Below are 24,630 nucleotides of genomic sequence, written 5' to 3'. Positions count from 1 at the left end.
GCATTTTAATGACGAAGCCATGAAGGGTAAATTTTCACTGTCAAAAAAATGACATAAAAAAAGCTGGCACTGGGCCAGCTTTTTAGCTTAGGACATACAATTAAGCACGTTCTAGAAGTACTGCAACAGCAGGAAGGGTTTTACCTTCAACGAATTCAAGGAATGCACCGCCACCCGTCGAGATATAACCAATTTTGTCAGCCACTTCATATTTATCAATCGCAGCAAGTGTATCCCCACCGCCCGCAATCGAAAAACCTTCAGATTCAGCAATCGCTAAAGATAAAGTTTTAGTACCTTCACCGAATTGATCTACTTCAAATACGCCGACTGGGCCATTCCAAAGAATGGTTTTAGAGGTTTTCAGGATTTCTGCAAATGCTTTCGCAGTTTCCGGGCCTACATCCAGAATCATGTCGTTATCAGCAACATCTGCAACGTTTTTCACCGTCGCTTTCGCAGCAGCCAATGAACCCAAGAAATCTTCAAAGTTAATTTCAGAGGCATCTGTAACGACTACGTCAGTTGGAAGTGGAACTGATACTTTTGCAGCAATGGCTTTTGCTGTATCGATTAGATCCTTTTCACACAGTGATTTGCCCACGTTATAGCCTGCCGCAGCAAGGAAAGTGTTGGCAATACCGCCACCAACGATCAATTGATCACAGATATCAGAAAGTGAGGTTAAAACATCTAGCTTGGTAGAGACTTTAGAACCTGCAACAATCGCCACCATTGGCTTTTCAGGGGTTTGCAGTGCACGACCAAGCGCATCAAGTTCAGCTGCCAGTAAAGGACCTGCAGCTGCAACTTTAGCCAGACGCGCTACGCCTTCAGTAGATGCTTCTGCACGGTGTGCTGTACCAAAGGCATCCATCACGAATACATCACACAATGCTGCATATTTTGCTGCAAGTTCAGGATTGTTTTTCTTCTCGCCGACGTTAAAACGGCAATTTTCCAGTAGAACTACCTGACCTGGCTGAACATCAACGCCATCTAAATAGTCAGTAAACAGTTTCACTTCTTGGCCCAAAGCTTCAGTCAAGTAAGCCGCTACAGGAGCAAGTGACTGTTCAGCTTTAGGCTCACCTTCAACCGGACGACCCAGATGAGAATACACCATGACTGCAGCGCCTTTTTCTAGTGCTGCTTTAATCGTTGGCAATGCTGCACGAAGACGCGCATCGCTGGTGATCACACCATTTTTAACAGGAACGTTTAAATCTTCACGGATCAGAACACGTTTACCTGCTAAATCGAGGTCAGTCATACGCTGAAAGTTCATGTAGAGCTCACTTTATAGATATTAAAACCAGGCGATTTTAAATGATTATGCAGAAAAAGGTTAGCATCTTTTGCAGAAAACATTATGAATGCCAAAGTTTTGTTATGATAGAAAAAAGCCTCTTTTAGATTCAGTCCCTATGTCGATACATCCTGATCCAAATCTTAACCGTTTGAACGTGTTAGGTGAGCCTTTGTCCAGCTGTTGCTTCGATCCGATTACCGGATATTTCCGCAATGGCTTTTGCCATACTGCGACCACCGATCTGGGCCAGCATACGGTTTGCGCGCAAATGACCTCAGAATTTCTGAATTTTTCTCAAAAAGTCGGTAATGACCTTATTACGCCTTTGCCCGAACTGGATTTCCCTGGCCTGCAACCTGGCGATTTCTGGTGTATCTGCGTAACGCGCTGGGTCGAAGCCTATGAAGCGGGTCAAGCTCCACCGATCAAGCTACAAGCCTGTCACAAAGCTGTTCTGGCGTATGTACCGTTAAATATTCTTGAGGAATATGCTGTCTAATGAATTCTGCACAGATTATCTTGGCATCGTCCAGTCAAACCCGCAAAGCGCTGATGGATCGTCTGCATATTAATTATATTTCCATGGTACCGGATATTGATGAATCTCCTCGCGGGGAAAATCACGCAGATGATCTGGCACAACGACTGGCTTTTGAGAAAGCCAGATATATTGCTGAACAAAATCCAGAAGCGATTGTGATCGGCTCAGATCAGGTGGCATGGCGTGAAGGTGCGCCGGATATTTTTATTGGTAAACCGTTAACGACTGAAAAGGCCATTCGCCAGCTACAAGCCAACTCGGACAAGATTGTCTATTTTAGTACTGCGCTCAGTGTGCAGCAGCTATCGACCGGTTTTGAACAAAGTCTGGTTGAACACTATAAAGTCAAGTTCCGCAAACTGTCTCAGGTCGAAATCGAGCGTTATGTCGAAATTGAACAACCTTTGCATTGTGCAGGCAGTTTCAAATGTGAAAGCCTCGGTATCAGCTTGTTTGAAGAAATGAACGGACAAGATCAGACCACGCTGATGGGCATGCCAATGATCAAGCTCTGTCATATTCTTCGTGAATTAAAAATTTTGGTTCCTTAATCTCTCCCTTTAAATTCAGGCTTTACTCTATGTCTCAACCTTTAGACGTACTAGGCGGTATTACCGCTGAACAATTCCTTAGCGAATACTGGCAAAAGAAACCTTTACTGGTGCGTAATGCAATGCCTGAAATCGCCAGTTTGCTTGAACCCAATGATGTGATGGAACTTGCGCTTGAAGAACATGTCACTGCCCGTCTCATCAAGCAGAAAGATCGTGATCCGAATCAATGGAGCGTGAAATCTTCACCTTTGCTCAAAGCAGATTTCCAGAAAATGCCCAAGCTCTGGACGCTTTTGGTTCAGGCTGTAGATCACTATTCATTTGACCTGTCGGCACTTTGGAAAAAATTCCCATTTATTCCACAATGGCGTCGCGATGACATCATGGTGTCTTATGCACCGCAAGGCGGTTCAGTCGGCAAGCATTTCGATTTCTATGATGTGTTTCTGGTACAAGGCTATGGCCATCGTCGCTGGCAGCTTGGGCAAATGTGTGATACCGAAACTCCATTTGTTCCGGGTCAACCGCTTAAATTATTGCCTGAAATAGAAGTGAACTTTGATGAAGTGCTGGCACCTGGCGACTTGCTCTATGTGCCGCCTGGTCTGGCTCATTACGGCGTGGCTGAAGATGACTGCCTGACTTATTCATTCGGTTTCCGCATGCCAAATATCAGTGACATGATGGATCGTGTCGGGGATAAATTCTCTGAAAATGAAACGCTGCGTAACCCATTGCTGGATATCATCCGTGATCAAGTCGGTGCTATCGGTGAAGTGAGCAGCAATGAGCTGGAATATCTGAAAGAACACATCATGCAGCAACTGCATAATTCCAATGTTCTCGAAGATGCCATCATGAGCTTGATGTCCGAACCTAAATATCCTGAAAACCTGCCTGAAGCAGAAGAAATCGGTACAGGTGATCTGGAAGAAGCACTCGATCAGGGCTATAGCCTGATGCTCGAACCTGCGTCACGCCTGCTTTATACTGAAACGGACGGCGACGTTCTGTTCTGGGCAAATGGTGAGGGTGTGTGCATCTCTGAGACATTTACCGCAAAACTCAAACAGCTTGCAGATGGTGAAGCGCTGTTATTCGGTGAAGACTTCGCTGATGAAGAAATTCTGGAAGATGTTGCTGCATTATTAAATGAAGCCGTGTTGATGCTGGTTCCACCGCCAGAAGACGAGTAATCTTTCCACGGTTCTATTTAGGCAATAATTTTAAGAGGATCACATGATCCTCTTTTTTATTTTTAGAGTCTAGAATTCTAACTAATTAAGGCTGATACAGCTCTAATACAACACGAATCAGCGTATCTCCTTGTTCAGATTCAATCTGGAACAATCCTCCCATGCGCTCAACCCGCATTTTCATGCTGCGCATTCCAATACTCAGACCATTTTTTTGCACCATGTCAGCATCGAAACCGATGCCATTATCCTGAATGCTTAAAGTAAGCTGATGTGGCTGGGAATATTCCAGACTGACTTTTACCTGACTGGCCTGACTATGCTTAATGATATTGGTCAGACTTTCTTCGACTACTCGGATCAAGGTCAAACACTGTAATGCCGTCGGTTCACGCTGCCAGACTTTTGGAAATGACCATTCAACTACAATCCCCATTTCTTCCATCAGCTGGGTAAAACGATAACGTACCGGTGCGATCCAGAGTACCGGCGTTTGTGGGACTTTATTTTCAATAGATGAACCACTGTCAATGATTTGTCTGAGATCATCTCTGAGCAGTTTCAGCATGGAAAGAAACTGCTGTTTAGAAACTGTTTCGCTACTTTGATCCACCAGAATCATGGAACGGACAATAGACCCTCCCAACCCGTCATGCAGTTCATGTGACAGATTAATCCGCTCTTGCAGACGAACATTCGTCAGCTCCAATTGATGTTTATCGCTCAGGCTTTTATTCAGGTCAGCACTGACCTGCTGGACTTTACGTTCTAACTGGGTATTAAATTTTTCGATTTTCCTGACATTACGATTCAGGCGTGTGCCCATAATCAGCACGACAAACAAGGTAATAATTGGTGAGGTATAGGGAGATAAAGGTGAAAACTCATTGACCTTGGTTTGGTTCAACATGATCAGGTCAATGATTACACACAGCAGAATCCCCCAGAGACACAAGGTCAGGAAGAGATATTCTCCATTTCGGGTTCTGATGGCCTGATAGCTGATATACACAGTACAACTAACAAAGAACAATACATAGAAGATAAACACTCCACCTAGCACATGCTCCAGATAATTCAAGGGACTGATCATCACCAGTAGGCTGGACAGAACGCTGACCAGAATAAATCCTCGCTCCAACTGCTTAAATTTCTGTTTTACAAAGCGGATCAGATACAGACAGAAACAATGGATATAAGCAATAAAAAAAAGCATATTGGCTTTAGCTGCCGAAATCGTGGAGCGAAATGGAAAATTTTCTGTAGTCAAGACATTGGAAATAAACAGAATCCACAACAGTGAACTGAGTGCCAGCCAGCCAAAAGTGGTTTCTGAACGCCGGAATAACCAGATAATGAAACAGATCAGCCCAATCGTGGCAGAGAAAATCATATTAATCTGGAATACAGTACGGCGATCCCAGATTTTGCCTAGATACTGCTGGCTATTCACCAGCACATTATTAAATTGAATGTTGCCCAGGCCCGCGCTTTGGAAACTGTAGCCATTTACATAAATCAGGATTTCATTACTGTCTTTACGCAAACCGCTAATCGGGAAAACCCAGTAACGCGGCATATTCCAGCTTTTCGACAAGGGCTCTTGCAAGTTCCGGTCAGACCAAAGCAAGTCACCATTCAGGAACACGGCACCTGCCGAATTAATATAATCAATAGAAAAGGCAACCGGTTCTGCAAGGCGGATGTTGTCCTGACATGACCAACGCCAGACAATCTTGTACCAGGCACCCCCATGATAATTCTTCCAGTTATTCTGCCAGTTATCCGGCAAACGTACGCTTTGCCAGCCTGATGTCGGCATCTCGGTAGGACCCTGAGCCTGAACCTTCTGAATATATTCGATCTTCACCTGACAAAGATCATTAATCTGAAAATGGTTTTGTGCCTGACTGATACTACAGAACAAGCAAAGCCAGCTGCACAGGACAAAAACACCGATCCATTTCAGTCGCTGCCGTTTGCTGCTTCTGGAACAGGCAGATGACATTACAGAATTCCCAGATGCCGTGCGGTACTGACCGCCTTGGTACGTTTACTGACCGAGAGTTTGCGGTAAATATGCTTGATATGACTTTCGACGGTATAGCGTGATACACAGAGCTGCTCGGCAATTTCACGATTACTCAGACCTTGCGCAACCAAGGACAGGATTTCCTGCTCCCGCTGTGTGAGCGTTTCCTGATCCGCAGCTGGCCTGTTCTGCTCTACTGTTAATGAAATGGCAGGAATAGAAATCTGTTTTAAAATTTCACGGGCAACAAAGGGATCAATCGGTGCACCGCCACGCAAAATACTGCGAATAGCCAAAGCGACTTCAACATCATCCCGCTCTTTGAGCACATAACCGGTTGCGCCGGCCTGAATTGCGCTAAACAGACTATCCTGGGTACTCCAGGCAGACACTACCAGAATCAACGCTTGTGCGTCCTGTTCGCGGATTTTTTCAATAATTGAAATCCCATTCCCATCTGGTAACCCCAAATCTACTAAGGCCAGTGCAATCGGCTGTTGATGAACTATGGAATATGCTTCTTTAACCGTGTTGGCAAATAGCAGAACGTCTTCGTTATAACCTAGATTGCTTAATATGATTTTTAAACGGCGCTGGATGACATATTCATCTTCAACGATTAATACTGGTACTGGCAAGACTGCCTCCGATGCTGTCATAAGCACGCCCCTTATATTTATTTTTATATATCCCCTTTAAGATTAAAATATAAACAAAATCACACTAAAAATCATGATTTATTTATTTTTTATTATCTGAAGTTTTAAGCAGCGAGAAACGCTTACGCCCGTTTTCCATATCATAGACATAAAAAATGCCATCTGTTTAGCAGATGGCAGTTCAAGATAGAAAATCTTTTGAAGTTATACGAGCTGTCTACTTTAAGCAGTACCGTATTGCTGTTTTAAATATTTCACAATCTCAGCCGATTCAAACATTTTGGTATCTGTATTTGGATCGACCAGATAGGGAAGCTGAATATTATTTCCCATCATTTCAAACAAATGTTCACGCTTACCGCCTGGTAGTGGTTCATATTTTCCCGGTTTTAAACGCAATTTGGCCGGTCCATAATCTTGCCAGCGCTCTTTAGCGACATTATGAAAAACAAACGGCACTTCCAGTTCACTCAAAACGGCGCGTACAATTCGGGTATAAGGACTGGCCTCAAAGCCCCATAATTCTAATAACAGTTCAGGTGTTGGCCGATCCTTAATCTTGGGATTCACCATTCCGCCGCGTAAACCATTGAGGACGGTTCCCGCAATTGCAGCCACTGGAATTTTAGGATAGTGAGCATATTTCTTGGGAGTTTTGCCGGTTTTGCCATAATGCTTGAACAGATGATCGATAATATCCTGAGACTCATAGAATCGATCACCGGTATTTTCATCAACTAAAAAAGGAAATTGCAGTTTTCCACCCAATTGCTGCACCTCAGGACGGAAATGAGTACCCCCTCGTGGACATGGATAAACTTCATAATCCAGATTTAGCAAGGTCATGACTTCACGCACCCGACGACAAAATGGTGAACCCTCGTATTCATAGAGCTTCAAGGCTTTTTCAGGCTGATTTGGAAACGGTGTACCCACCATCCCACGTCCACCTTCAGCGATTGAAGAGGCCAAAGCTTGTACAACTTTAATTTGATGACCCAACATACTATTTTCCTGTTTTTTGTTTTATTAAACTGAAAGACAGAATGTAAGCATTCTGTCTTTTCGGGTATAGATCAGTTTTGTTGTTATTCTTTCATGCAGAAATGCAGATTCTGGCCGATTAAGCCACTAAGGCTATTTTGGACACCACAATACCATTATTGTCCGCATAGACATAATCGCCAGAGTTAAATGTGACCCCACCAAAACAGAGAGCGATATCGACCTCACCCACGCCTTTACGGTTGCTCTTCTGTGGAATAGCCGCCAATGCATGCACTCCCAGATCAAGTTCAGCAATCGCATCCACATCACGGACACAACCGTAAATAATGACGCCATTCCAGTGATTTTTTACCGCTGATTCGGCAATCAGGTCACCCATCAAGGCACAGCGCATGGAGGCACCACCATCCACCACCAGGACCTTGCCTGTTCCATCTGTGGCCAATAACTCTTTCACCCGTGAGTTATCTTCAAAACATTTTACTGTCACAATCTGACCGCCAAAGGTTTTGCGCGCCCCATAACTCTTGAAAAATTTACCGTCCAGGCAAGGTGTAACTACCTGAAGCTCTAATTCTGGATGATCATCTAACAAGTCACAGGTGACAAATGCTGCTGTAGACACGGTGTTTTCCCCTCATTTCATTTTTTGTATGCGTAAATTATCATAAATTTCAAATTTTACCGTCTGAGTCAGCGCGGCCTCGACCATAGTATGAGCCACCTGATCGGCTGTCACTGGCTTATAGGCAAAACTATCTGGAATAAAACGCGATACTTTGTGGTAAACCTGCTGCGCGATATCTTCCAAAAAACGCTGCTCCGGACGTTCACCAATGAGCAATGAAGGTCGGATCAGGCTGATTCTGTCCAGAGTCAATGTTTGTACATATTCCTCCAGTTCACCTTTAACCCGATTATAGTAAAAATGTGATTGGGAATCGGCACCCATTGCGCTTAGCAAAAGATAATGGGCTGAGGTTTGCTGTAATAGCTCTGCAAAGTGAGCATTTATGGTATAGTCAATACTATAAAATGCCTGTTTGGATCCGGCTTTTTTCATGGTGCTGCCCAGGCAGCTAAAACCATGGCTATGCTTGCTGACATCCTGATCATTCAACATCAGGAAATCTTCCAGTACCAGTTGTTGAACTTTATCCAAAGCATCCAGATCATTTTGATGTTTTCTGACCACTGCAGTAATCTGCTGGCAAGTCGGCTCAGCTTGCAAACGTTTTATCAGTTGTTTTCCCACCAAGCCGGTGGCACCTATCACGATGGGATGAGTCAGTGATTTAGTCATTTTTTATACGATCTCCTAGGTGGAATACTAATCTAACGTTTTCTTTAGAATTTTTCTGCATCTAAAATGTTGTCAAAGCATGTCAAGACTTGACTTCGGTGCTTAGTTTAATCAAAATATGGCACTTGTTTACGGGCTGGTGATAATTCCTCTGATGTTGGTTTTCAGTTGAGTTTCAGCCCGCCCAGACCAATCTATTTCAAGGAGTGCACGAGTGGCAAACTCTGCTCAAGCTAAAAAACGTGCTCGTCAAAACGTTAAAGCACGCAAACACAACGCAAGCTTGCGTTCTATGGTTCGTACCTATCTTAAACGTACATTAGCTGCTATCAGCACTAATGACTATGCAGTTGCTACTGAAGCGTACAAATCGCTTGTTCCAGTAATCGACCGTATGGCTGACAAAGGCATCATCCATAAAAACAAAGCAGCTCGTCATAAGAGCCGCTTGAACGCGCAAGTTAAAGCATTAGCTTCTAACTAATCGCAAATGAAAAAAGCCCTTTTTTAGGGCTTTTTTTGTGCCTGAAATTTCAAGAAATCAGAAAAACAATCCGTTTAGATGCCCCTCATCCTGCCAATACGATGAGATAAAAAAATAAGTCGCACCTCCCTTTTTAGATTATTGATCTTTATCCATAGAGGATGGCGAAGTAGTCTTATCCTGTTTCGTATTATCAGTATCCCGTTTTTGGCATGCGGTTAAACCTAGAATCGCGATCAGGCTAAAAATTGTGATAACTTTCATAATTTTCCTCAAAATGAATATTTCTATATTTATTAAGCATAGATAATTTTTATACTTACATTATTGAATTTTCACCCTATAAATGTAAAAAGGTGCAGTTTAGAATTTATTTTTATCGTTTTAGCCTGAACTTTATTGAATGATCAATATGAAACGCCATACGATCTTCATAATTTCTAACTCCCCAATAAAAAACTCAATTGCTGCGAACAATTGAGTTTTGAATAGATCAATTTGATTTAAGAAAGTTGGGAACGTTTAAAATCGGCAATATCCAGTTCATGTACCTGACCGCGCCAGATCCATTTCAGTTTGGATTCTAAAAATACATCACCTTCAAACCATACAAACAGACCTTCCATCATTTTTGGCCAGTCTTCCCGACTGACGTCCTGACGTCCCGACATCACCGCAATCATTGCTGCCAAAATGGTGTCGTGGCTAACGGCCAAACTCAGCCCATATTTATTTTGTGGATGAGTGTTGTAAATCAGTTCCAGTACATCTACTACGCCATGAATCGGCTGTTTCATCCCCGGCAAGGCATTATTGACAAAACTGTTAATAAAACCAAGCGCACCCTGCTTGGCAAAATAAGGTCCGGCTTTTTGAATATCTAGCACAAAGCTGCCAGGCTCCACCAGAAGTCCCTGTTCAATAATTTCAATACGATGGGTATTCTGCTCAGGGGTAACCGCATCTGCCCCTTCAATCATCAGTGCAGCAGTATCAATACAACGCTGAATCGGACTCGAGATACAGTGATGAATCACGCGATCGGTTTGATCAGCTAGATAAGCACCCCATTCCTGCGCCAGATCCCGTCCCTGACTGGTCAGTTGCAGATCATAGCCTGCCAAACCCTGCCCCGGAACATCTTCACGAATCGAATGCCGTGTAAATAAGGTAACAGGCGTCTGTACATCGGGCAATAAATCAATTGCACTCAACATACTCGGTGGAAGCAGTTTCAGGGACACGTTACAGCCAACTCTGGATTGGTAATAGGTTAAGCACCACTATAACACGCTCAGAATTTTGCTCAATGCTCGGCCTGCATATCAGACACTGCCTGCAATGCAATAATTTTCATATCATTATTCTTATAGGCAATGAATCCGCCATTCAGCAAGGTATCCCGATGATTATAAATAAATGGACGGCCTTCTAAATCGATCAGACCACCCCCAATCCGTTCGAGCATACATTGACCAGCGCTGGTATCCCATTCCGAGGTCGGATGAAAGCGTGGATAGATATCGACCTGATCTTCCAGCATCATGCAAAATTTATAGGCACTGCCCGCTTTAAATTCGGTGTATTCCGTGAGCTTGGCCAAACTTTGTAAATATTCGAGATATTTCGGTTTCTGCTGGCTACTTTGGCTCAACCCTACAGCAATCATTTTAGATGTCGAAGACATTGCATAAGCAAACCATGTTCTAGTTTGAATATCATATTTATAAGGCAAGCCCTGCTCAGGACAGAAATAAATCAGTTGCTGCTCCGGAACCGCCAATATGGCAAAAGTGGTCAAACTGCCTCTGACTAGACTCAAATTAATGGTGAATTCGGGTCGCTGGTGCAAAAACTCTTTAGTGCCATCTAGCGGATCCAGTAACCAGAATTCTGACCATGAGCGACGTTCATGTTCCTGTCCTTCTTCAGACAGTAAAGGCAAGCTGGAAATCTCTGCCAAAGCTTGGGTCAGATAAGTATTGACCCGAAAATCTGCCTGAGTCACCGGAGAATTATCATTTTTTTTGATGACATCAAAAGCCGCACCAGAACAATAACGCTGATATTCTTCTCGCAAAATTTCACAGGCTTGTGTCAAAATGGGCACAAACTGCAAAATCATTGGATCTTGTGGTGCTGCTGTTGCTTTAAACATAGAAAACCTAAATATGTCAAAATGCTCTGAAAAACCTACCATAATTTTCGATATGGATGGCACTTTACTTGATCTTGCCTACGATGATTTCATCTGGAACGAGTTATTGCCTGTGCGTTATGCTGCCACACATGGCTGTAGCCTGGAACACAGCCAGACGACACTCTATGCATTCTATCAGGAACATAATCATACCTTAAACTGGTACTCTTCACGCTTCTGGACGGCTAAAGTCGAAGTCGATGTTCTGGCGATGCAAATTGAACATAAAGATAAAGTGGCCTTACGCCCTCATTGTCTCGAATTGCTCGATTATCTTAAAAATAAGGGCTATCCAATCTGGCTGGCCACCAATGCTGACTGTGCGGGTCTAGCATTTAAACTGGATCATTTGAATTTAAGAGATTATTTCGATGTCATCGTCAGCTCAGAAACGATCGGACATGCCAAAGAATTTATCGAGTTCTGGCAAGGCCTGAATGAACTGCATCCATTTGATCCTGCACATGCTTATTTTATTGATGATACTGAAAAAGTCCTGAATGGGGCTCAAGCCTATGGCATTCAGAACCTGTTCAGCATCCAGCAGCCCTCTTCAGCCAAACTAGCACGTCAGACTTGTAATTACCCGATGCTGCACCAATTAACAGATTTAATCACTCATTTAAATCAGGCTGAGGTAGAAAAAAAATATGCGTAAATCGTCTTTACCCGAAGATGCGGTAGGCATGCGTATAGACAAATGGCTGTGGGCAGCACGGTTTTTTAAAACCCGCTCGATTGCCAAACATGCGATTGAAGGTGGCAAAGTCCATCACAATGGTGAACGTGTCAAGGTATCGCGCGAAGTCCGTGTTGGTATGGAACTGACGATTCAGCAAGGCATCGACAAAAAAACCGTGCTGGTTAAGGAACTTTCTGATGTTCGTGGACCTGCACCCGTGGCACAAAAACTGTATGAAGAGACCGAAGTCAGTATTGCGCGCCGGGAATTGATTACGTCACAAAGAAAGTTGCATAATCTAGCTCGTCCCGACCATCGTCCAAGCAAGAAAGATCGTCGTGACATCAGTAGATTTAAAAATGAAAATAGTCAGAATTTCGATCAGTCATGGTCCTATAATGACGAATAAATTTAAGCGTCAGAATATGTCGTACATGCGCTGACTTTTATAGAACACTAGGGAAAATTCTGTCACTATACACCTGTGGAACAAAGCTCTAATTTAAGACATCCACTTGAGTACTAACTTAGTGACATCGTATTGAGGTTGTAAGATGGATGAGAATAAAAACAAGGCGCTCAACGCTGCCTTAAGCCAGATTGAAAAACAGTTTGGTAAAAATACAGTTATGCGTCTTGGTGACAATACCGTTCAGGCAGTTGAAGCCGTGTCTACAGGTTCTTTAACGCTGGATATCGCACTCGGTATTGGTGGTTTACCTAAAGGTCGTATCGTCGAGATCTATGGTCCTGAATCTTCAGGTAAAACCACAATGACATTGCAAGCAATTGCAGAGTGTCAGAAAGCAGGCGGTACGTGTGCATTTATCGATGCGGAACACGCACTTGATCCTCAATATGCGCGCAAACTTGGCGTAGATATCGACAATCTGCTGGTATCGCAACCGGATCACGGTGAACAGGCACTTGAAATTGCAGACATGCTGGTACGTTCTGGCGCGATCGACATGATCGTTGTCGATTCTGTTGCTGCATTGACACCACGTGCCGAAATTGAAGGCGAAATGGGTGACTCGCATATGGGTCTGCAAGCCCGTTTGATGAGCCAGGCACTGCGTAAAATTACCGGTAATGCCAAACGCTCAAACTGTATGGTGATCTTCATTAACCAGATTCGTATGAAGATTGGCGTCATGTTTGGTAGCCCGGAAACCACAACCGGTGGTAATGCACTGAAATTCTATGCCTCTGTTCGCTTGGACATCCGTCGTATTGGCCAAGTGAAAGAAGGTGACGAGATTGTTGGTTCTGAAACCAAAGTCAAAGTCGTGAAAAACAAAATGGCGCCTCCGTTTAAAGAAGCTTTATTCCAGATTCTTTATGGCAAAGGTGTTAACCATCTAGGTGAATTGATCGACCTTGCTGTACAGCAAGAAATCGTGCAGAAAGCTGGTGCGTGGTATTCTTATCAAGGCGACAAAATTGGCCAGGGTAAGAACAACACCATCCGTTATCTGGAAGAGCATAAAGAAATGGCTCAGACGATTGAAAAACTGATTCGTGACCAGCTTCTGACTAAAGCAGTGGTTGTTGAAGAAGACGATAGCAAGGAAGAACCTGACTTTTTAGATGCATGATCTTATTAGATGCATCATCTTTAAACGTCAATACACAGCGCCCTCCGGGGCGTTTTGTTATTATATAGGGAATCTAAAATCCGAGAGAATCATGTCAGACGCGAAATTCAGCAAACTGCTCGATTATGAAACTTTAAAACAGCAATTTGGTGATACTGAAGATCAAGCTCAACCTGCAAAAAGTGCGATCCAAGACGCTCCTGAATTTGATCCTGAAGAACGTTTGTTTTCCTCTACCCCAACTCAGGATGAGAAGAAACCGGGACTGACAGGCTCACGCTTACGTTCTTATGCCTTTGCGGTAATGACGCGCAAGGAATATTCCAAAGCCGAACTGATAGAGAAATTAGCACTCTATGCAGAACATCGTGATGAAGTCATTAACTTAGTGGAAGAACTGTCTCGTGAGAACTATCAAAGTGATCAGCGCGTGGCGGAAACCATGTTGTCGAGTCAAAAGCGTAAAGGCAAAGGCCCCAATCAAATTAAAATGAAACTCAAGAGCAAAAAGATTGATGCCGCGCTTATTTCGGAGGAACTTAAAGAAACTGACTGGGTACAACAGGCCTACGAGCTAAAAGTCAAAAAATATGGAATTGAAGTCACTAAAGACCCTAAGCTCAAAGCCAAACAGATCCGTTTTTTAATGTATCGTGGTTTTGAAATGGATGCGATTATCAAGGCGATTAACCGTAAAGCAGAAGACTAAGTCTTATATTCTTTGAAAGTCTTAATGCATGTATAAGCATATTGGATATTTAATTCAATATTAGCTGCAAAATAAAATAAAGCACGGCAAAAGATAATGATGATTTAATCATTAAAACAATAAGATAATGCTGTTTGACGATATTAGAAAGAAATGAGACTTGAGAATAAAACTATGAATTCGTATTGTTATTATAATAAGAATATGGTGGCAACCCTACCAGCAAAGCTCCGGCACATCATAGTTCTATTACCGTTGCTACCTTCCGGTCCTGGCGGGGTTCATAGAGTACAATTGCGAAGTAACCAGCAGGGCTACCATTACAAAAACAGATTATAGAGATTTTTAATCAAGTTGCAAGCCTTGTTCCGCAAAATAATCCCTTAAGCTATCCGTTTGATTATTTTAAAAACAATATTGATATTTCTGCTGATTTTTAGGGGATCTTCACAATCAATCCATCAACACTCAGATTCACATGATCTTTGTAAAACCTTGTTGCATTTTCTAAAAATGCCGTTTTTAATGTGTGCAATGTATATGAATGATCTACTTTGAAAAGATGAGCAGCGGATCCGCATCTCACAAAGAATTATGGAAATTTTATGATGTTTAAAAAGACCGTATTGTGTGCAGTGACAGCACTCTTTACCATGCCTCTATTTGCCAATATTCCGATTGAATCGCGCGGCTTGAGCCAAGCTACGAATCAGACCGCAGTGAATACTCCAGCGGCAATTGCGGCTGGTGCAACTCCAGCCGTTCAAACCAATACCAGCTGGCAAATCATGCAAAAGAACCAGCAGCTCGAGAATGACCTGCGGATTTTGCGCGGTAAAATGGAAGAACAGGAAAATGAGATTGAACGGCTCAAAAATGAACTGACCAATCGTTATGCCGATCTTGATCAGCGCCTTGAACTGTTACAGCAAAAAATTGAACCTGCTGAGGACAATCCAACGGAGGAAAACCCACAGGATACTGCACCCAGCCTAAACACAAATAAGGTCAATACAGCAAGCAGCGGACAGCAACCTGCTGAGCTGGAAAAAGCAGCTTATACCGTGGCTTTAGATGCTTATAAAAATGGCGGTGCAGCCAAAGCCATTGCACCGATGCAAAACTTTATTAAAAACAATCCGAATAGCGTTTATATCAGCAATGCCTATTTCTGGTTAGCGGAATTCAATCTGGCGATTGACCCGCCAAAATTTACTGAAGCGAAACGTAATTATCTGATTGTCGTTGACCGTTACCCAAATTCTGCAAAAGCCTCCACTGCCCTGTATCAGCTTTATAACATCAGCAAAGATGTTGAAAAGAATACTACGCTTGCATCGCAATACAAAACAAAGCTATTGAAGAATTATCCGAAAGCTGAGGAAATTAAATTTCTTAAGTAAAATAGAAATTCCCAAAATAAAAAAGACACCTTCAGGTGTCTTTTTTATTACCTCAAACATTTAGCGCACAATGCCGCGCTTCGACTGTTCAAGAGAGTCAATTAGACGTTGTACTTCAGCCACTTCCGGCAAAATTCCTGTACGGATCTGCTCGATTGCTTCCTGAGTCGTTAAACCTGATTTATAAATCAGTTTAAAGGCATCACGTAAACCGCTGATTACGGTCTTCGACCAGCCTTTACGACGCATGCCTTCAATATTCATGGCAAATGCATGCGCAGGATTACCTGAAACCATCACATAAGCCGGCACATCTTTCAAAATCAGTGATGCACCACCAATCATGCTATAAGAATCAATCTTACAGAACTGATGAATGCCCGAGTTTCCGCCAATGACGACGTAGTCCCCGACATGGACATGTCCAGCCACACCGACGTTATTGGCAAAGATATTATAATCTCCAACCATACAGTCATGTGCAATATGAGTATTGACCATGAGCAGGTTATGACTACCGATCTTGGTCAGGCTCTGGTCCTGAACCGTACCACGATGCAGACTGCAATGCTCACGAATCTTGTTGTGATCGCCAATCTCAAGCCAGGTTTCTTCACCAGCATACTTAAGATCCTGACACACCTCGCCTACACTGGCGAACTGGAAAATTTCATTATATTCACCTATACGCGTATAGCCACCCACCACCACGTGTGAATGAAGTTTGCTACCCGCACCAATAGTGACATTTGGCCCGATAATACAATATGGGCCAATTTCTACATCAGCAGCAATGACTGCTGACGGGTCAATAATGGCAGTTGGATGAATAAGGGGATTATTGCTCATGCCTGCTCGACTTTTTGATGCGAAACCATAATTTCCGCGGTTGTTGCGACGACGCCATCTACAGTGGCAATACAATTATATTTGTAAATGCCCCGCTTTTGCATCACTAATTCAGATTTTAAAACCAATTGGTCACCTGCAACCACCTGTTTTTTAAATCTAACTTTTTCCGCACCGGCAAACAAGAACAAAGAACCTTCACTTGGTACTTCGTTATTCATCACAAAACCCAGAATTCCAGAGATTTGTGCCAGTGCCTCAACAATCAGTACACCTGGCATAATTGGATAATTCGGAAAATGGCCTTGTAAAAACTCTTCATTAATTGAGACGTTTTTATAACCAACAATGCCATTATCGGTAATTTCGACGACGCGATCAACCAATAAAAATGGATAGCGATGGGGCAAATATTCACGAATCTTTTGAATATTCATTGGCAATTCAGGCTTCGTGAATGTAGGCAAATTCGACTCTGTCATCATAATTATTTACGCAACTTAAATGTTGATTCAATGGACTCAATCTGAGATTGCATATGATCTAGTCGTTTGATCACCTGGGTCAATGGCACATCTGCTAATTGTCTGAGACGAACCACGGTACGTTTCCATTTCTGGTTTTCAAACAGACCAATCCCGGATGAATATTTTCCAGCTTCAGAAATATTATTTGTCACCATTGACATTCCGGTCAACGTCACATTATCGGCAATATTCAAGTGTCCAGAAATCGCAGAGGCACCACCAATGATACAGTTTTTGCCAATTGAAACACTTCCTGCAACGGCAGTTTTTGCAGCAATTGCGGTATGTGCACCAATTTTAACGTTATGCGCGATTTGCACAAGATTATCAATAATAACACCCTGTTGCAAAATCGTATCATCCAGCGCACCACGGTCTACGCTACAATTTGACCCAATACGCACATCATCCTCAATGCGTACAGAACCTAATTGCGCAATACGGTGCCATTTCCCTTGATAAGGTGCAAAACCAAACCCTTCGCTGCCAATCACGCTATTGGCATGAATACGTACCCGATTACCAATTTTTGCTGCGCCGGTGAGGGTCACATGTGAGTCAATAAAACAGTCCTGACCGATCTCGACATCATCATCGATCTGCACATGCGCCTGAACAATCGTATTCGCACCCACGACACAATGCTCACCAATCACCACATAATGACCAATATAAGCATCGTCCGCAATCACTGCCGACGGGTGAATTTGAGCAGTACTCTCAATGCCGCGCTGGCGATGTTTTTTCTCAAAGACATGCGTCAGAATCGCGAAAGCCAGATAGGGATTTGCCACAACAATAAAGTTTTGATGTGAAGTTATCTGTTGTTTTAGTTCAGCCGTGACAATTAAAGCACCTGCCTGACTTTGATTGGCCTGCTCTACATATTTATCGGCATTCACAAATGCCAGATCGTGTGAAGTTGCCTGTTCAAGACTGGCCAAAGCGCTCAAACGTAAATCTGTCTGACCTATGCACTCGCCCTGAACCAGGCGAGCGAGATCAGCTAACTGAAGCTGTTGATGATTCATTGATTATTTAATTGCATTAACCTTTTGAATCATTTTATCAGTTAAATCATATTTAGCATCATAAGCAAGCGCTGAATTTTTATTTAAAACCACATCGAGGTTATTTTCTCTACGTAATTGTTCAGCAATTTGCTTTACACGTGCATCAAATACAGTCCGGATCTGCTGAATCGAGCTTTGGACATTCGTCTGTACAGATTGTTGTAACTGATTTAATTCTTGCAACTTAGCCTGATATTGCGCAGACATTTTCTGTTTTTCAGTCTCACTGAGCTTGGTATTGGATTGAGCACGTTGCTGCAAAGCTTCCAGCTCTTTGCTGAGTTGCTCAATCTTGGTGGTTTGTGGCTGAATTTTTTGCTGAAATGCCGTGTTTTGTTGTTTCAGATAAGTACTACCTTCAACCACACGCTCCAAGTCAATTACCCCCATACTGGCCGCTTGAGTTAAAGGTGCAACACTTGCCAAAGCCAGGCTCATTGCCATAATCATTTTTTTCATATTCTTACTCATTCAAAAAAATTTGCTCACAAAACCTGCAGGCTTTATGAGCAAAATTTAGTTTCTAGGTCAAAACGATTTTAGAAAGTACGTCCAATTTCAAACTGGATATTTTGAGTATCATCCCCATCTTTATCATTCAATGGGTATGCATAGCTAAGTGATAATGGCCCAATCATGGTAATCCAGGTGAAACCTGCGCCTACGCTATAACGCATATTGCCTGCATCAAAACCAAAGTTATCTTTACAGTATTGCTTCGCATTTACATCAGTATTTTGTGGATTGAGATATAAATTTCCGCGAGGCACATCACACTGAGTATCAAAAACTTGTGCTCCCTCTGCAAAAAGTACCGGGCGAACCTGACGTGCCCAATCTCCTTTAAATGGCACAGGAAGCACTAATTCTGTACCAAACTGGACTAAGGCATTACCACCCACTTCTTCTGGACCAAAGTCTTGTTCTCGTGATTCATTATAAGTTACACCTGGATATTTAGGGCCTAAGGTACTGTTTTCATAACCACGGACTGAACCATAACCACCAGCGTAGAAATTCTTATAGAATGGTAGGTCATTACCATAGCCCAACTTACCATATCCACGCAGAACAAAATCTTTACCTAATGGGAAGAAAGCTTGCGCATCATAAGTGACTTTTTGATATTCCACATCACTACCCGGCAAGGCAATTTCTGCATTAACACGGTGTGACATGCCCGTTGTCGGGAACATTGGACGGTTTAAGGTATTATAAGACCAACCCAGATTCAGGTTATAAGTCAAGAAATCACCTTTAAATTCATTTCCATAAGTAATTTGTGGCACTGCGCAGTCATAACCAATTACTGTAGTACCATCTTGTCCATAAATAGGTACAGTTAATTGTGAGTTACCAGCGCTGTCTTTTGGACAGTAGGCACCATCTCTAGTACTTTTACCACCATTAGCTAATAAATAATCCCGTACATAAGTCGATACATATGGACCAGTAGTTACTTCAGTCTGATCGACGTTTAGACCCAAGCTGACACTCTGGTTTTCATCAATTGGATAACCAAAGTTAATCCCACCACCAAAACTATCCGTTACATAGTTGTTGACGTTATAGTCATCATCCAGCTTGGTTTTACGGTAGTACATATTATAGCCGCGACGTACACCATCAATAGTGAAGTACGGATCCATCACGCTCAAGTTATAGTAATCTTGCGTTTCAGAACGCGACAAATCGATTGAGACACTATTACCTGTACCCAGGAAGTTGGTCTGACTTAAACCTGCCTGGAAAGTTACACCACCGCTTTGCGAGAAACCAACTGCAAGAGTACTGGTCCCTGAATGCTGCTCTTCAACAGCAACATTCAAGTCCACCTGATCTGGTGCACCCGGAATACGTGCAGGTTTGATATCGACAGTTTTAAAGAAACCGGTACGTTCCAGACGAACCTTAGACAGGTCAATTTTTTCATTACTGGCAAGCGCACCTTCCATTTGGCGCATTTCACGACGTAGTACTTCATCTGCAGTTTTAGTATTACCAGTGAAATTAATACGTCGTACTGTGACTTGCTGACCTGGATTAATATAGTAATTTAGATCAACCAGTTTGGTTTCGTTGTTAATTTGAGGAACGATGTTGACTTCTGCATAGTAGTAGCCTGCATTACCATACTTACGCTGTAATAATTGCTTAACCGCATTAACTTTTTCCTGCGAATAAATTTCGCCTTCTTTGAAGATTTGTAAAGCCTGCAATTCTTCAGTCTTATAAAGCGCATCACCTAAGTATTTGGTTTGACCAAATTTAAATTGCTCGCCTTCATCCACAGAAACTTCGATAAAAACATTTTTTTTATCTTCACTCAAGTTCAGACTGGAATTGGTAATATTAAAGTTGATGTAACCGCGATTCAGATACATGGCACGCAAAGCTTCAAGACTTGCCGCCATCTTTTCACGTGCATAACGGTCATTACGCGAAATGACTGAACTCCAGCCACTTTCTTTTACTGCAAAGGCCTGCTTGATATCAGATTCTTTAAATACGGTATTCCCGATAATATTGATATCAAAAACTTTGGCCGCTTTACCTTCAATAAAATCAATTAGCAATTCAACACGGTTATTTGGTCGAGGCGTCGTGGTGACCGTAATATCGGCATCATAACGACCTTGCTGCATGTATTGCTGTTCAAGTTCAGTTTCAATAGTTTGCAGCGCTGATTTTTTCAGCACTTCACCTTCAGCCAGACCCATTTTTTTCAGGCCTTCCTCAAGTGCTTCCTTAGGAATCAACTTATTGCCTTTCAATTCGATTTTTGAAATGACCGGGCGTTCAACAACTTGGAAAACCAAAGTATTGCCTTGCTGCACGGCTTTAATGTCATCAAATAGGCCTGATGCATACATGCTACGAATTGCATTGGCAATGATTGGATCATTGACCCGATCACCACTGTTAATTGGCACTAGGCCATACACATTGTCAGGAGTTAAACGTACTAATCCATCAAATTTTATATCTTGTACAATGAATTCATCTGCTGCATATACTTGTTGTGCTACTGCCATTGCACTAACGAGTGCCAGAGGCATAAATAAATGTGTGTGCTGCATGCCAGTCTTTTCCGCTGTTAATTTATTCCATTTACGTTGTTATAAACGCATAAAATCATTAAATAATGCCAGAAGCATCATACTGCCGAGCAGTACCATACCAATTTTTAACCCAACCAATTGTATTTGTTCGGAAACAGGTTTACCACGAATTAATTCAACAAAATAGTAAACCAGATGTCCGCCATCAAGCATTGGAATAGGCAGTAGATTTAATATTCCTAAACTTACACTCATTAGCGCCATAAAGGAAATAAAAGTTTCCCAGCCCATTTCTGCGCTTTGTCCTGCCACTTTGGCAATGGTAATTGGACCTGATAAATTATCCAGACCAATCAGACCGCGTACCATTTTGACAATCGAGTTCAGAATCATCGAAGATAAATGTGCTGTTTTATCAAATGCCATTACCAACGCTTCACCTGGCGTGTAATGAATGGTCTGTTTATATTCTGCAGGAATGGTCATTTTACCCGGATCACTGTGTACACCCAGCATACCGGTCACATTGCCCATATTGTCACGTTTGCCTTGCGGCATGACTTCTAGCTGAACCACCTTATTTTCGCGTAAAACATCCATTTTGAGTAATTTTTCTGGAGATGCCTGTACCACCTGCACCACATCAAACCAGTCTTTCATCTGAACGCCGTCAATAGCCAGAATCTTGTCACCTTCTTTCAAACCTTGACGGATGGCTGCACCATCTTCACTCAGTTTGCTAATTACAGCCGGAATTTCTGGCCGATAAGGCAAGAAACCCAAACTTTCAAGTGGCGATTGACTTTGATCTTTTAAATAGTTTTGAATCGGCAACTGGAACAGTTTGTTTTCACCAGCACGATCTGCCTGAATAGAAACCACGCCAGTTTCACCAACACGATCCACCAAGGCATAACTGAGTTTTTCCCAAGTTTCTACCTGAGTACCATCCACAGCTATAATTTTGTCGCCCGGCTGCATTTGTACTGTTGCAGCAGGTGTATTTGGTAAAACTTTGCCTACCCGGGTATTGAGCTGTTCTTGAGCTGGTAAAAATAACACCCAAAATAGAAGAACTGCAAAAATCAGGTTGATGAATGGACCCGCTGCCACGATGGCAATCCGCTTCCACGGATGCTGACGATTGAAAGCTTTGGGTAAGTCCTCTTCAGCGACATTACCTTCACGCTCATCCAGCATCTTGACATAGCCACCCAAAGGTAAGGCAGACAACTGATACTGAATTCCGGATTTTTTCGAGGTCCATTTTAATAATGTTGGCCCAAATCCAATCGAATAGACCAATACTTTAACGCCCAGTTTACGCGCCACAATATAGTGACCGAACTCGTGAATCGCAATTAAGGGACCGAGTAAGAGAATTGCAGCGGCAATCATAAACAAGGCATTCATATCTTAACTTCCTTTATTCACAACGTATTGCTGTGATAAACCTCGTGCCATTTGATCTGCTTGCAAGATAGCCTCCAGATCATGTGCAGGTTGATTGTCCATCTGATTCAGGACGTGCTCAGCTACCTGAGGAATTTGGGTAAATCTGATCTGTTGATTTAAAAATGCAGCAACTGCAATTTCATTGGCCGCATTTAAAATCGTAGGTGCAATTCCGCCACTCTGCATGGCCTGACGGGCCAATTTTAATGCAGGGAAACGGAGCATGTCCGGTTCTTGAAAATTAAGTTGTGAATGCATAAACAGATCCAGTGGTGCCACATGCGTACTGATACGCTCAGGCCATGCCAATGCATGTGCAATAGGCGTGCCCATATCCGGATTACCCATTTGTGCCAAAGTCGAACCATCAACGTATTGAACCATGGAGTGAATAATACTCTGTGGATGCACAACAACTGTAACAAATTGTTCTTGAACTGCAAACAAATGACAGGCTTCGATCAATTCTAAACCTTTATTCATTAAGGTAGCAGAATCGACTGAAATTTTTTGACCCATGGACCAGTTAGGATGCTTGCAAGCTTGGGCAGGTGTGACCTCTTCAAGTTGCTGCATGCTGTGGTTCAGAAATGGGCCACCTGAAGCGGTCAGTAGAATCTGGGACACACCCAGTTTGGGCTTGCCATGACGCTCTGCTTCAAAATAATGCTGTGGCAGACATTGGAAAATCGCATTGTGTTCGGAATCCACGGGAAGCAGTAATGCCCCATGATCGCGCGCTGCCTGCATCATGATGTCACCTGACATCACCAAAGCTTCTTTATTGGCCAGCAGTACGCGCTTACCCGCTTTCACTGCAGCCAGTGTCGGCAACAAGCCTGCTGCACCAACGATTGCCGCCATGACGATATCAACATCCGCGTGTTCAGCCACAGCAATTAAACCGGCTTCATCTTGCAGAATTTCAATATCAGATAAATGATGTTGCTGAAGTAGTTTTGAAAGTTCATCTACTTTTTCAGCCGGTACCACCGCCACTTTAGGACGGTATTGCTGGCAAATTTCGACCAGCTCATCAATACGACTTTGCGCGGTCACAGCAAAAACCGAGTATGCTTCAGGATGTCGCTGCAAGATTTTTAAAGTACTTTGACCAATGGAACCTGTAGCACCCAGTATACAAACTGCTTGTGACATTTATAAATCTACACCAATAAGTTTTAAAACAGCCATACCTGCTGCAAAGATTGGAGCTGCAGCAAGCAAAGAATCAATACGATCCAGTACTCCGCCATGTCCTGGCAAAATTCGACCTGAATCCTTAATACCGGCACGACGTTTGATCATGGATTCAAACAGGTCACCCAGTACCGAACTAAATACTGTAACGACAGATAGAATCAGAAATAAAATCAGTTCTGGCCAAGTCATATCCAGATAAAGCAAGGCAACTGCCGTCACGATCAGCATTGAAGTAACGATACCGCCATACAGCCCTTCTACGGATTTATTAGGACTAACATTCGGCGCCAGCTTTTTCTTGCCAAATTTACGACCCACAAAATATGCACCACTATCTGCGCCCCATACCAGTAAAAACAGGTACATCAGCCACCACGGTGAACTTTGCCAGACAGAGAAAATTGCAGTAACCGCAGCAGAGATCAGAACTACGCCGATTCCGTGCAGGCTGGCGTTGTACCAGCCATCATATTCAGGATAGGTTTTAACCCAGTAAATACTGAGCAACCAGGTAATTATAGAAGCTACCCATAACAATAAGGCAACTTCGGCAAAATACAATGCCAAAGCTGAAAGTGCCGCAGTGAGCACTCCATATCCCCAAGCAACAGGTTTGATGACATGTTTAAATTTTCGCGGCATGAGTTTGAACCACTCATAGCCGGCCACCCCAGCAGCAAGAACCATCAATACAAACATTGGATAATGTGATTCGGTAGCAAACATACAGCTCAGTACAACTGCTACCAACACCAATGCGGTTATAATCCGCTCAAACAT

The 24,630-nt window shown here is 42.9% G+C and carries 26 protein-coding genes and 1 other RNA gene; 9 read left to right on the top strand and 18 right to left on the bottom strand.

Features of this window, described 5'->3' with window-relative positions:
• Positions 1 to 100: 100 nt before the first annotated feature.
• A complete protein-coding gene (locus tag I6L24_RS10725) occupies positions 101 to 1,288 on the bottom strand; it encodes a phosphoglycerate kinase (protein ID WP_044110106.1) in 1,188 nt (395 codons plus the stop codon).
• 139 nt (positions 1,289 to 1,427) lie between these two features.
• On the opposite strand from I6L24_RS10725, the gene I6L24_RS10720 reads away from it, so the two are divergent.
• Genes I6L24_RS10720 through I6L24_RS10710 form a run of 3 tightly spaced genes read left to right on the top strand, consistent with a single transcriptional unit; the run spans position 1,428 to position 3,603 of the window.
• Complete coding sequence (locus tag I6L24_RS10720; RefSeq protein ID WP_004279857.1) at positions 1,428 to 1,811, top strand: DUF2237 family protein; 384 nt, start codon at positions 1,428 to 1,430, stop codon at positions 1,809 to 1,811.
• Positions 1,811 to 2,404, top strand: a complete 594-nt coding sequence (locus I6L24_RS10715) for a Maf family protein (protein WP_216985971.1) — start codon at positions 1,811 to 1,813, stop codon at positions 2,402 to 2,404. The genes I6L24_RS10720 and I6L24_RS10715 overlap by 1 nt, the downstream gene beginning before the upstream one ends.
• A gap of 29 nt (positions 2,405 to 2,433) precedes the next feature.
• The gene (locus I6L24_RS10710) at positions 2,434 to 3,603 is read left to right on the top strand and encodes a ribosomal protein uL16 3-hydroxylase (protein ID WP_004279861.1); all 1,170 of its coding nucleotides are present in this window, start codon (positions 2,434 to 2,436) and stop codon (positions 3,601 to 3,603) included.
• Positions 3,604 to 3,688: 85 nt separating this feature from the next.
• On the opposite strand, the gene I6L24_RS10705 is transcribed toward I6L24_RS10710, so the two are convergent.
• The 5 genes from I6L24_RS10705 to I6L24_RS10685 form a co-directional block, all read right to left on the bottom strand.
• Positions 3,689 to 5,611, bottom strand: a complete 1,923-nt coding sequence (locus tag I6L24_RS10705) for a sensor histidine kinase (RefSeq protein WP_216985970.1) — start codon at positions 5,609 to 5,611, stop codon at positions 3,689 to 3,691.
• Positions 5,611 to 6,294, bottom strand: coding sequence for a response regulator (locus I6L24_RS10700; RefSeq protein ID WP_216985969.1), 684 nt, complete (start codon positions 6,292 to 6,294; stop codon positions 5,611 to 5,613). The genes I6L24_RS10705 and I6L24_RS10700 overlap by 1 nt, the downstream gene beginning before the upstream one ends.
• Before the next feature lie 222 nt (positions 6,295 to 6,516).
• Entirely contained in the window at positions 6,517 to 7,299 is a 783-nt protein-coding gene (locus I6L24_RS10695; RefSeq protein ID WP_005251597.1) for a glutathione S-transferase N-terminal domain-containing protein, read from the bottom strand.
• Between the two features lie 118 nt (positions 7,300 to 7,417).
• Positions 7,418 to 7,927, bottom strand: coding sequence for a ribonuclease E activity regulator RraA (rraA, locus tag I6L24_RS10690; protein ID WP_005251595.1), 510 nt, complete (start codon positions 7,925 to 7,927; stop codon positions 7,418 to 7,420).
• Positions 7,928 to 7,939: 12 nt separating this feature from the next.
• Positions 7,940 to 8,605, bottom strand: coding sequence for an NAD(P)H-binding protein (locus I6L24_RS10685; protein WP_114540760.1), 666 nt, complete (start codon positions 8,603 to 8,605; stop codon positions 7,940 to 7,942).
• A gap of 214 nt (positions 8,606 to 8,819) precedes the next feature.
• Here I6L24_RS10685 and rpsT point away from each other — a divergent pair, with 214 nt between their 5' ends.
• Positions 8,820 to 9,089 carry a 30S ribosomal protein S20 gene (gene rpsT, locus I6L24_RS10680; RefSeq protein ID WP_004279868.1) on the top strand — a complete coding sequence of 90 codons (270 nt, stop codon included), beginning with the start codon at positions 8,820 to 8,822 and terminating at the stop codon, positions 9,087 to 9,089.
• A gap of 138 nt (positions 9,090 to 9,227) precedes the next feature.
• On the opposite strand, the gene I6L24_RS16755 is transcribed toward rpsT, so the two are convergent.
• From I6L24_RS16755 to I6L24_RS10670, 3 genes are all read right to left on the bottom strand, one after another.
• Complete coding sequence (locus I6L24_RS16755) at positions 9,228 to 9,353, bottom strand: hypothetical protein (RefSeq protein ID WP_004646731.1); 126 nt, start codon at positions 9,351 to 9,353, stop codon at positions 9,228 to 9,230.
• Positions 9,354 to 9,592: 239 nt separating this feature from the next.
• Positions 9,593 to 10,333 carry a histidine phosphatase family protein gene (locus tag I6L24_RS10675; RefSeq protein ID WP_216985968.1) on the bottom strand — a complete coding sequence of 247 codons (741 nt, stop codon included), beginning with the start codon at positions 10,331 to 10,333 and terminating at the stop codon, positions 9,593 to 9,595.
• 62 nt (positions 10,334 to 10,395) lie between these two features.
• Positions 10,396 to 11,247, bottom strand: a complete 852-nt coding sequence (locus I6L24_RS10670) for a 3'(2'),5'-bisphosphate nucleotidase CysQ family protein (protein WP_216985967.1) — start codon at positions 11,245 to 11,247, stop codon at positions 10,396 to 10,398.
• Positions 11,248 to 11,260: 13 nt separating this feature from the next.
• Here I6L24_RS10670 and I6L24_RS10665 point away from each other — a divergent pair, with 13 nt between their 5' ends.
• The 4 genes from I6L24_RS10665 (at position 11,261) to I6L24_RS10650 (ending at position 14,278) form a co-directional block, all read left to right on the top strand.
• Entirely contained in the window at positions 11,261 to 11,947 is a 687-nt protein-coding gene (locus I6L24_RS10665) for an HAD-IA family hydrolase (protein WP_216985966.1), read from the top strand.
• Positions 11,940 to 12,380 carry an RNA-binding S4 domain-containing protein gene (locus tag I6L24_RS10660; protein ID WP_005246619.1) on the top strand — a complete coding sequence of 147 codons (441 nt, stop codon included), beginning with the start codon at positions 11,940 to 11,942 and terminating at the stop codon, positions 12,378 to 12,380. The genes I6L24_RS10665 and I6L24_RS10660 overlap by 8 nt, the downstream gene beginning before the upstream one ends.
• Before the next feature lie 145 nt (positions 12,381 to 12,525).
• On the top strand, positions 12,526 to 13,569 hold the full coding sequence (recA, locus tag I6L24_RS10655) for a recombinase RecA (protein WP_004279873.1): 1,044 nt from the start codon (positions 12,526 to 12,528) through the stop codon (positions 13,567 to 13,569).
• Positions 13,570 to 13,660: 91 nt separating this feature from the next.
• Positions 13,661 to 14,278: a regulatory protein RecX gene (locus tag I6L24_RS10650; RefSeq protein WP_216985965.1), complete on the top strand. Its 618-nt coding sequence runs from the start codon at positions 13,661 to 13,663 to the stop codon at positions 14,276 to 14,278.
• A gap of 214 nt (positions 14,279 to 14,492) precedes the next feature.
• On the opposite strand, the gene ffs is transcribed toward I6L24_RS10650, so the two are convergent.
• An RNA gene (gene ffs / locus I6L24_RS10645) (signal recognition particle sRNA small type) lies at positions 14,493 to 14,589 on the bottom strand.
• Positions 14,590 to 14,883: 294 nt separating this feature from the next.
• Between ffs and I6L24_RS10640 the strand changes: the two genes are divergently transcribed.
• Positions 14,884 to 15,681 carry a YbgF trimerization domain-containing protein gene (locus I6L24_RS10640; RefSeq protein ID WP_216985964.1) on the top strand — a complete coding sequence of 266 codons (798 nt, stop codon included), beginning with the start codon at positions 14,884 to 14,886 and terminating at the stop codon, positions 15,679 to 15,681.
• A gap of 60 nt (positions 15,682 to 15,741) precedes the next feature.
• Here I6L24_RS10640 and lpxA read toward each other — a convergent pair whose 3' ends face one another.
• The 8 genes from lpxA to I6L24_RS10600 form a co-directional block, all read right to left on the bottom strand.
• Complete coding sequence (lpxA, locus tag I6L24_RS10635) at positions 15,742 to 16,530, bottom strand: acyl-ACP--UDP-N-acetylglucosamine O-acyltransferase (protein ID WP_004279876.1); 789 nt, start codon at positions 16,528 to 16,530, stop codon at positions 15,742 to 15,744.
• Positions 16,527 to 17,012, bottom strand: a complete 486-nt coding sequence (gene fabZ, locus I6L24_RS10630; RefSeq protein ID WP_026055766.1) for a 3-hydroxyacyl-ACP dehydratase FabZ — start codon at positions 17,010 to 17,012, stop codon at positions 16,527 to 16,529. The genes lpxA and fabZ overlap by 4 nt, the downstream gene beginning before the upstream one ends.
• A 5-nt stretch (positions 17,013 to 17,017) precedes the next feature.
• Positions 17,018 to 18,088, bottom strand: a complete 1,071-nt coding sequence (gene lpxD, locus I6L24_RS10625; RefSeq protein ID WP_005266607.1) for a UDP-3-O-(3-hydroxymyristoyl)glucosamine N-acyltransferase — start codon at positions 18,086 to 18,088, stop codon at positions 17,018 to 17,020.
• Positions 18,089 to 18,091: 3 nt separating this feature from the next.
• Positions 18,092 to 18,589 carry an OmpH/Skp family outer membrane protein gene (locus tag I6L24_RS10620; protein ID WP_216985963.1) on the bottom strand — a complete coding sequence of 166 codons (498 nt, stop codon included), beginning with the start codon at positions 18,587 to 18,589 and terminating at the stop codon, positions 18,092 to 18,094.
• Positions 18,590 to 18,669: 80 nt separating this feature from the next.
• Entirely contained in the window at positions 18,670 to 21,165 is a 2,496-nt protein-coding gene (bamA, locus tag I6L24_RS10615; protein WP_392389744.1) for an outer membrane protein assembly factor BamA, read from the bottom strand.
• A gap of 84 nt (positions 21,166 to 21,249) precedes the next feature.
• Positions 21,250 to 22,605, bottom strand: coding sequence for an RIP metalloprotease RseP (rseP, locus tag I6L24_RS10610; protein ID WP_085064675.1), 1,356 nt, complete (start codon positions 22,603 to 22,605; stop codon positions 21,250 to 21,252).
• Positions 22,606 to 22,608: 3 nt separating this feature from the next.
• Positions 22,609 to 23,805: a 1-deoxy-D-xylulose-5-phosphate reductoisomerase gene (gene ispC, locus I6L24_RS10605; protein ID WP_004279882.1), complete on the bottom strand. Its 1,197-nt coding sequence runs from the start codon at positions 23,803 to 23,805 to the stop codon at positions 22,609 to 22,611.
• A complete protein-coding gene (locus tag I6L24_RS10600; RefSeq protein WP_004279883.1) occupies positions 23,806 to 24,630 on the bottom strand; it encodes a phosphatidate cytidylyltransferase in 825 nt (274 codons plus the stop codon).

This window comes from Acinetobacter lwoffii (genome assembly GCF_019048525.1).
Lineage (GTDB): Bacteria > Pseudomonadota > Gammaproteobacteria > Pseudomonadales > Moraxellaceae > Acinetobacter > Acinetobacter lwoffii_K.
Note: the sequence above shows the minus strand (reverse complement) of the source record. Positions and strands in the feature narration are given on the sequence as shown.

Bases quoted from the DNA above. Each gene is read 5' to 3' on its own strand.
- I6L24_RS10685 (WP_114540760.1), bottom strand. From the start codon at position 8,605: ATGACTAAATCACTGACTCATCCCATCGTGATAGGTGCCACCGGCTTG.
- I6L24_RS10700 (WP_216985969.1), bottom strand. From the start codon at position 6,294: ATGACAGCATCGGAGGCAGTCTTGCCAGTACCAGTATTAATCGTTGAA.
- lpxD (WP_005266607.1), bottom strand. From the start codon at position 18,088: ATGAATCATCAACAGCTTCAGTTAGCTGATCTCGCTCGCCTGGTTCAG.
- I6L24_RS10695 (WP_005251597.1), bottom strand. From the start codon at position 7,299: ATGTTGGGTCATCAAATTAAAGTTGTACAAGCTTTGGCCTCTTCAATC.
- rseP (WP_085064675.1), bottom strand. From the start codon at position 22,605: ATGAATGCCTTGTTTATGATTGCCGCTGCAATTCTCTTACTCGGTCCC.
- I6L24_RS10660 (WP_005246619.1), top strand. From the start codon at position 11,940: ATGCGTAAATCGTCTTTACCCGAAGATGCGGTAGGCATGCGTATAGAC.
- I6L24_RS10670 (WP_216985967.1), bottom strand. From the start codon at position 11,247: ATGTTTAAAGCAACAGCAGCACCACAAGATCCAATGATTTTGCAGTTT.
- I6L24_RS10705 (WP_216985970.1), bottom strand. From the start codon at position 5,611: ATGTCATCTGCCTGTTCCAGAAGCAGCAAACGGCAGCGACTGAAATGG.
- I6L24_RS10640 (WP_216985964.1), top strand. From the start codon at position 14,884: ATGATGTTTAAAAAGACCGTATTGTGTGCAGTGACAGCACTCTTTACC.
- I6L24_RS10710 (WP_004279861.1), top strand. From the start codon at position 2,434: ATGTCTCAACCTTTAGACGTACTAGGCGGTATTACCGCTGAACAATTC.
- fabZ (WP_026055766.1), bottom strand. From the start codon at position 17,012: ATGACAGAGTCGAATTTGCCTACATTCACGAAGCCTGAATTGCCAATG.
- bamA (WP_392389744.1), bottom strand. From the start codon at position 21,165: ATGGCAGTAGCACAACAAGTATATGCAGCAGATGAATTCATTGTACAA.
- I6L24_RS10715 (WP_216985971.1), top strand. From the start codon at position 1,811: ATGAATTCTGCACAGATTATCTTGGCATCGTCCAGTCAAACCCGCAAA.
- I6L24_RS10720 (WP_004279857.1), top strand. From the start codon at position 1,428: ATGTCGATACATCCTGATCCAAATCTTAACCGTTTGAACGTGTTAGGT.
- ispC (WP_004279882.1), bottom strand. From the start codon at position 23,805: ATGTCACAAGCAGTTTGTATACTGGGTGCTACAGGTTCCATTGGTCAA.
- I6L24_RS10665 (WP_216985966.1), top strand. From the start codon at position 11,261: ATGTCAAAATGCTCTGAAAAACCTACCATAATTTTCGATATGGATGGC.
- I6L24_RS10725 (WP_044110106.1), bottom strand. From the start codon at position 1,288: ATGAACTTTCAGCGTATGACTGACCTCGATTTAGCAGGTAAACGTGTT.
- I6L24_RS10600 (WP_004279883.1), bottom strand. From the start codon at position 24,630: ATGTTTGAGCGGATTATAACCGCATTGGTGTTGGTAGCAGTTGTACTG.
- recA (WP_004279873.1), top strand. From the start codon at position 12,526: ATGGATGAGAATAAAAACAAGGCGCTCAACGCTGCCTTAAGCCAGATT.
- I6L24_RS10620 (WP_216985963.1), bottom strand. From the start codon at position 18,589: ATGAAAAAAATGATTATGGCAATGAGCCTGGCTTTGGCAAGTGTTGCA.
- I6L24_RS16755 (WP_004646731.1), bottom strand. From the start codon at position 9,353: ATGAAAGTTATCACAATTTTTAGCCTGATCGCGATTCTAGGTTTAACC.
- lpxA (WP_004279876.1), bottom strand. From the start codon at position 16,530: ATGAGCAATAATCCCCTTATTCATCCAACTGCCATTATTGACCCGTCA.
- I6L24_RS10650 (WP_216985965.1), top strand. From the start codon at position 13,661: ATGTCAGACGCGAAATTCAGCAAACTGCTCGATTATGAAACTTTAAAA.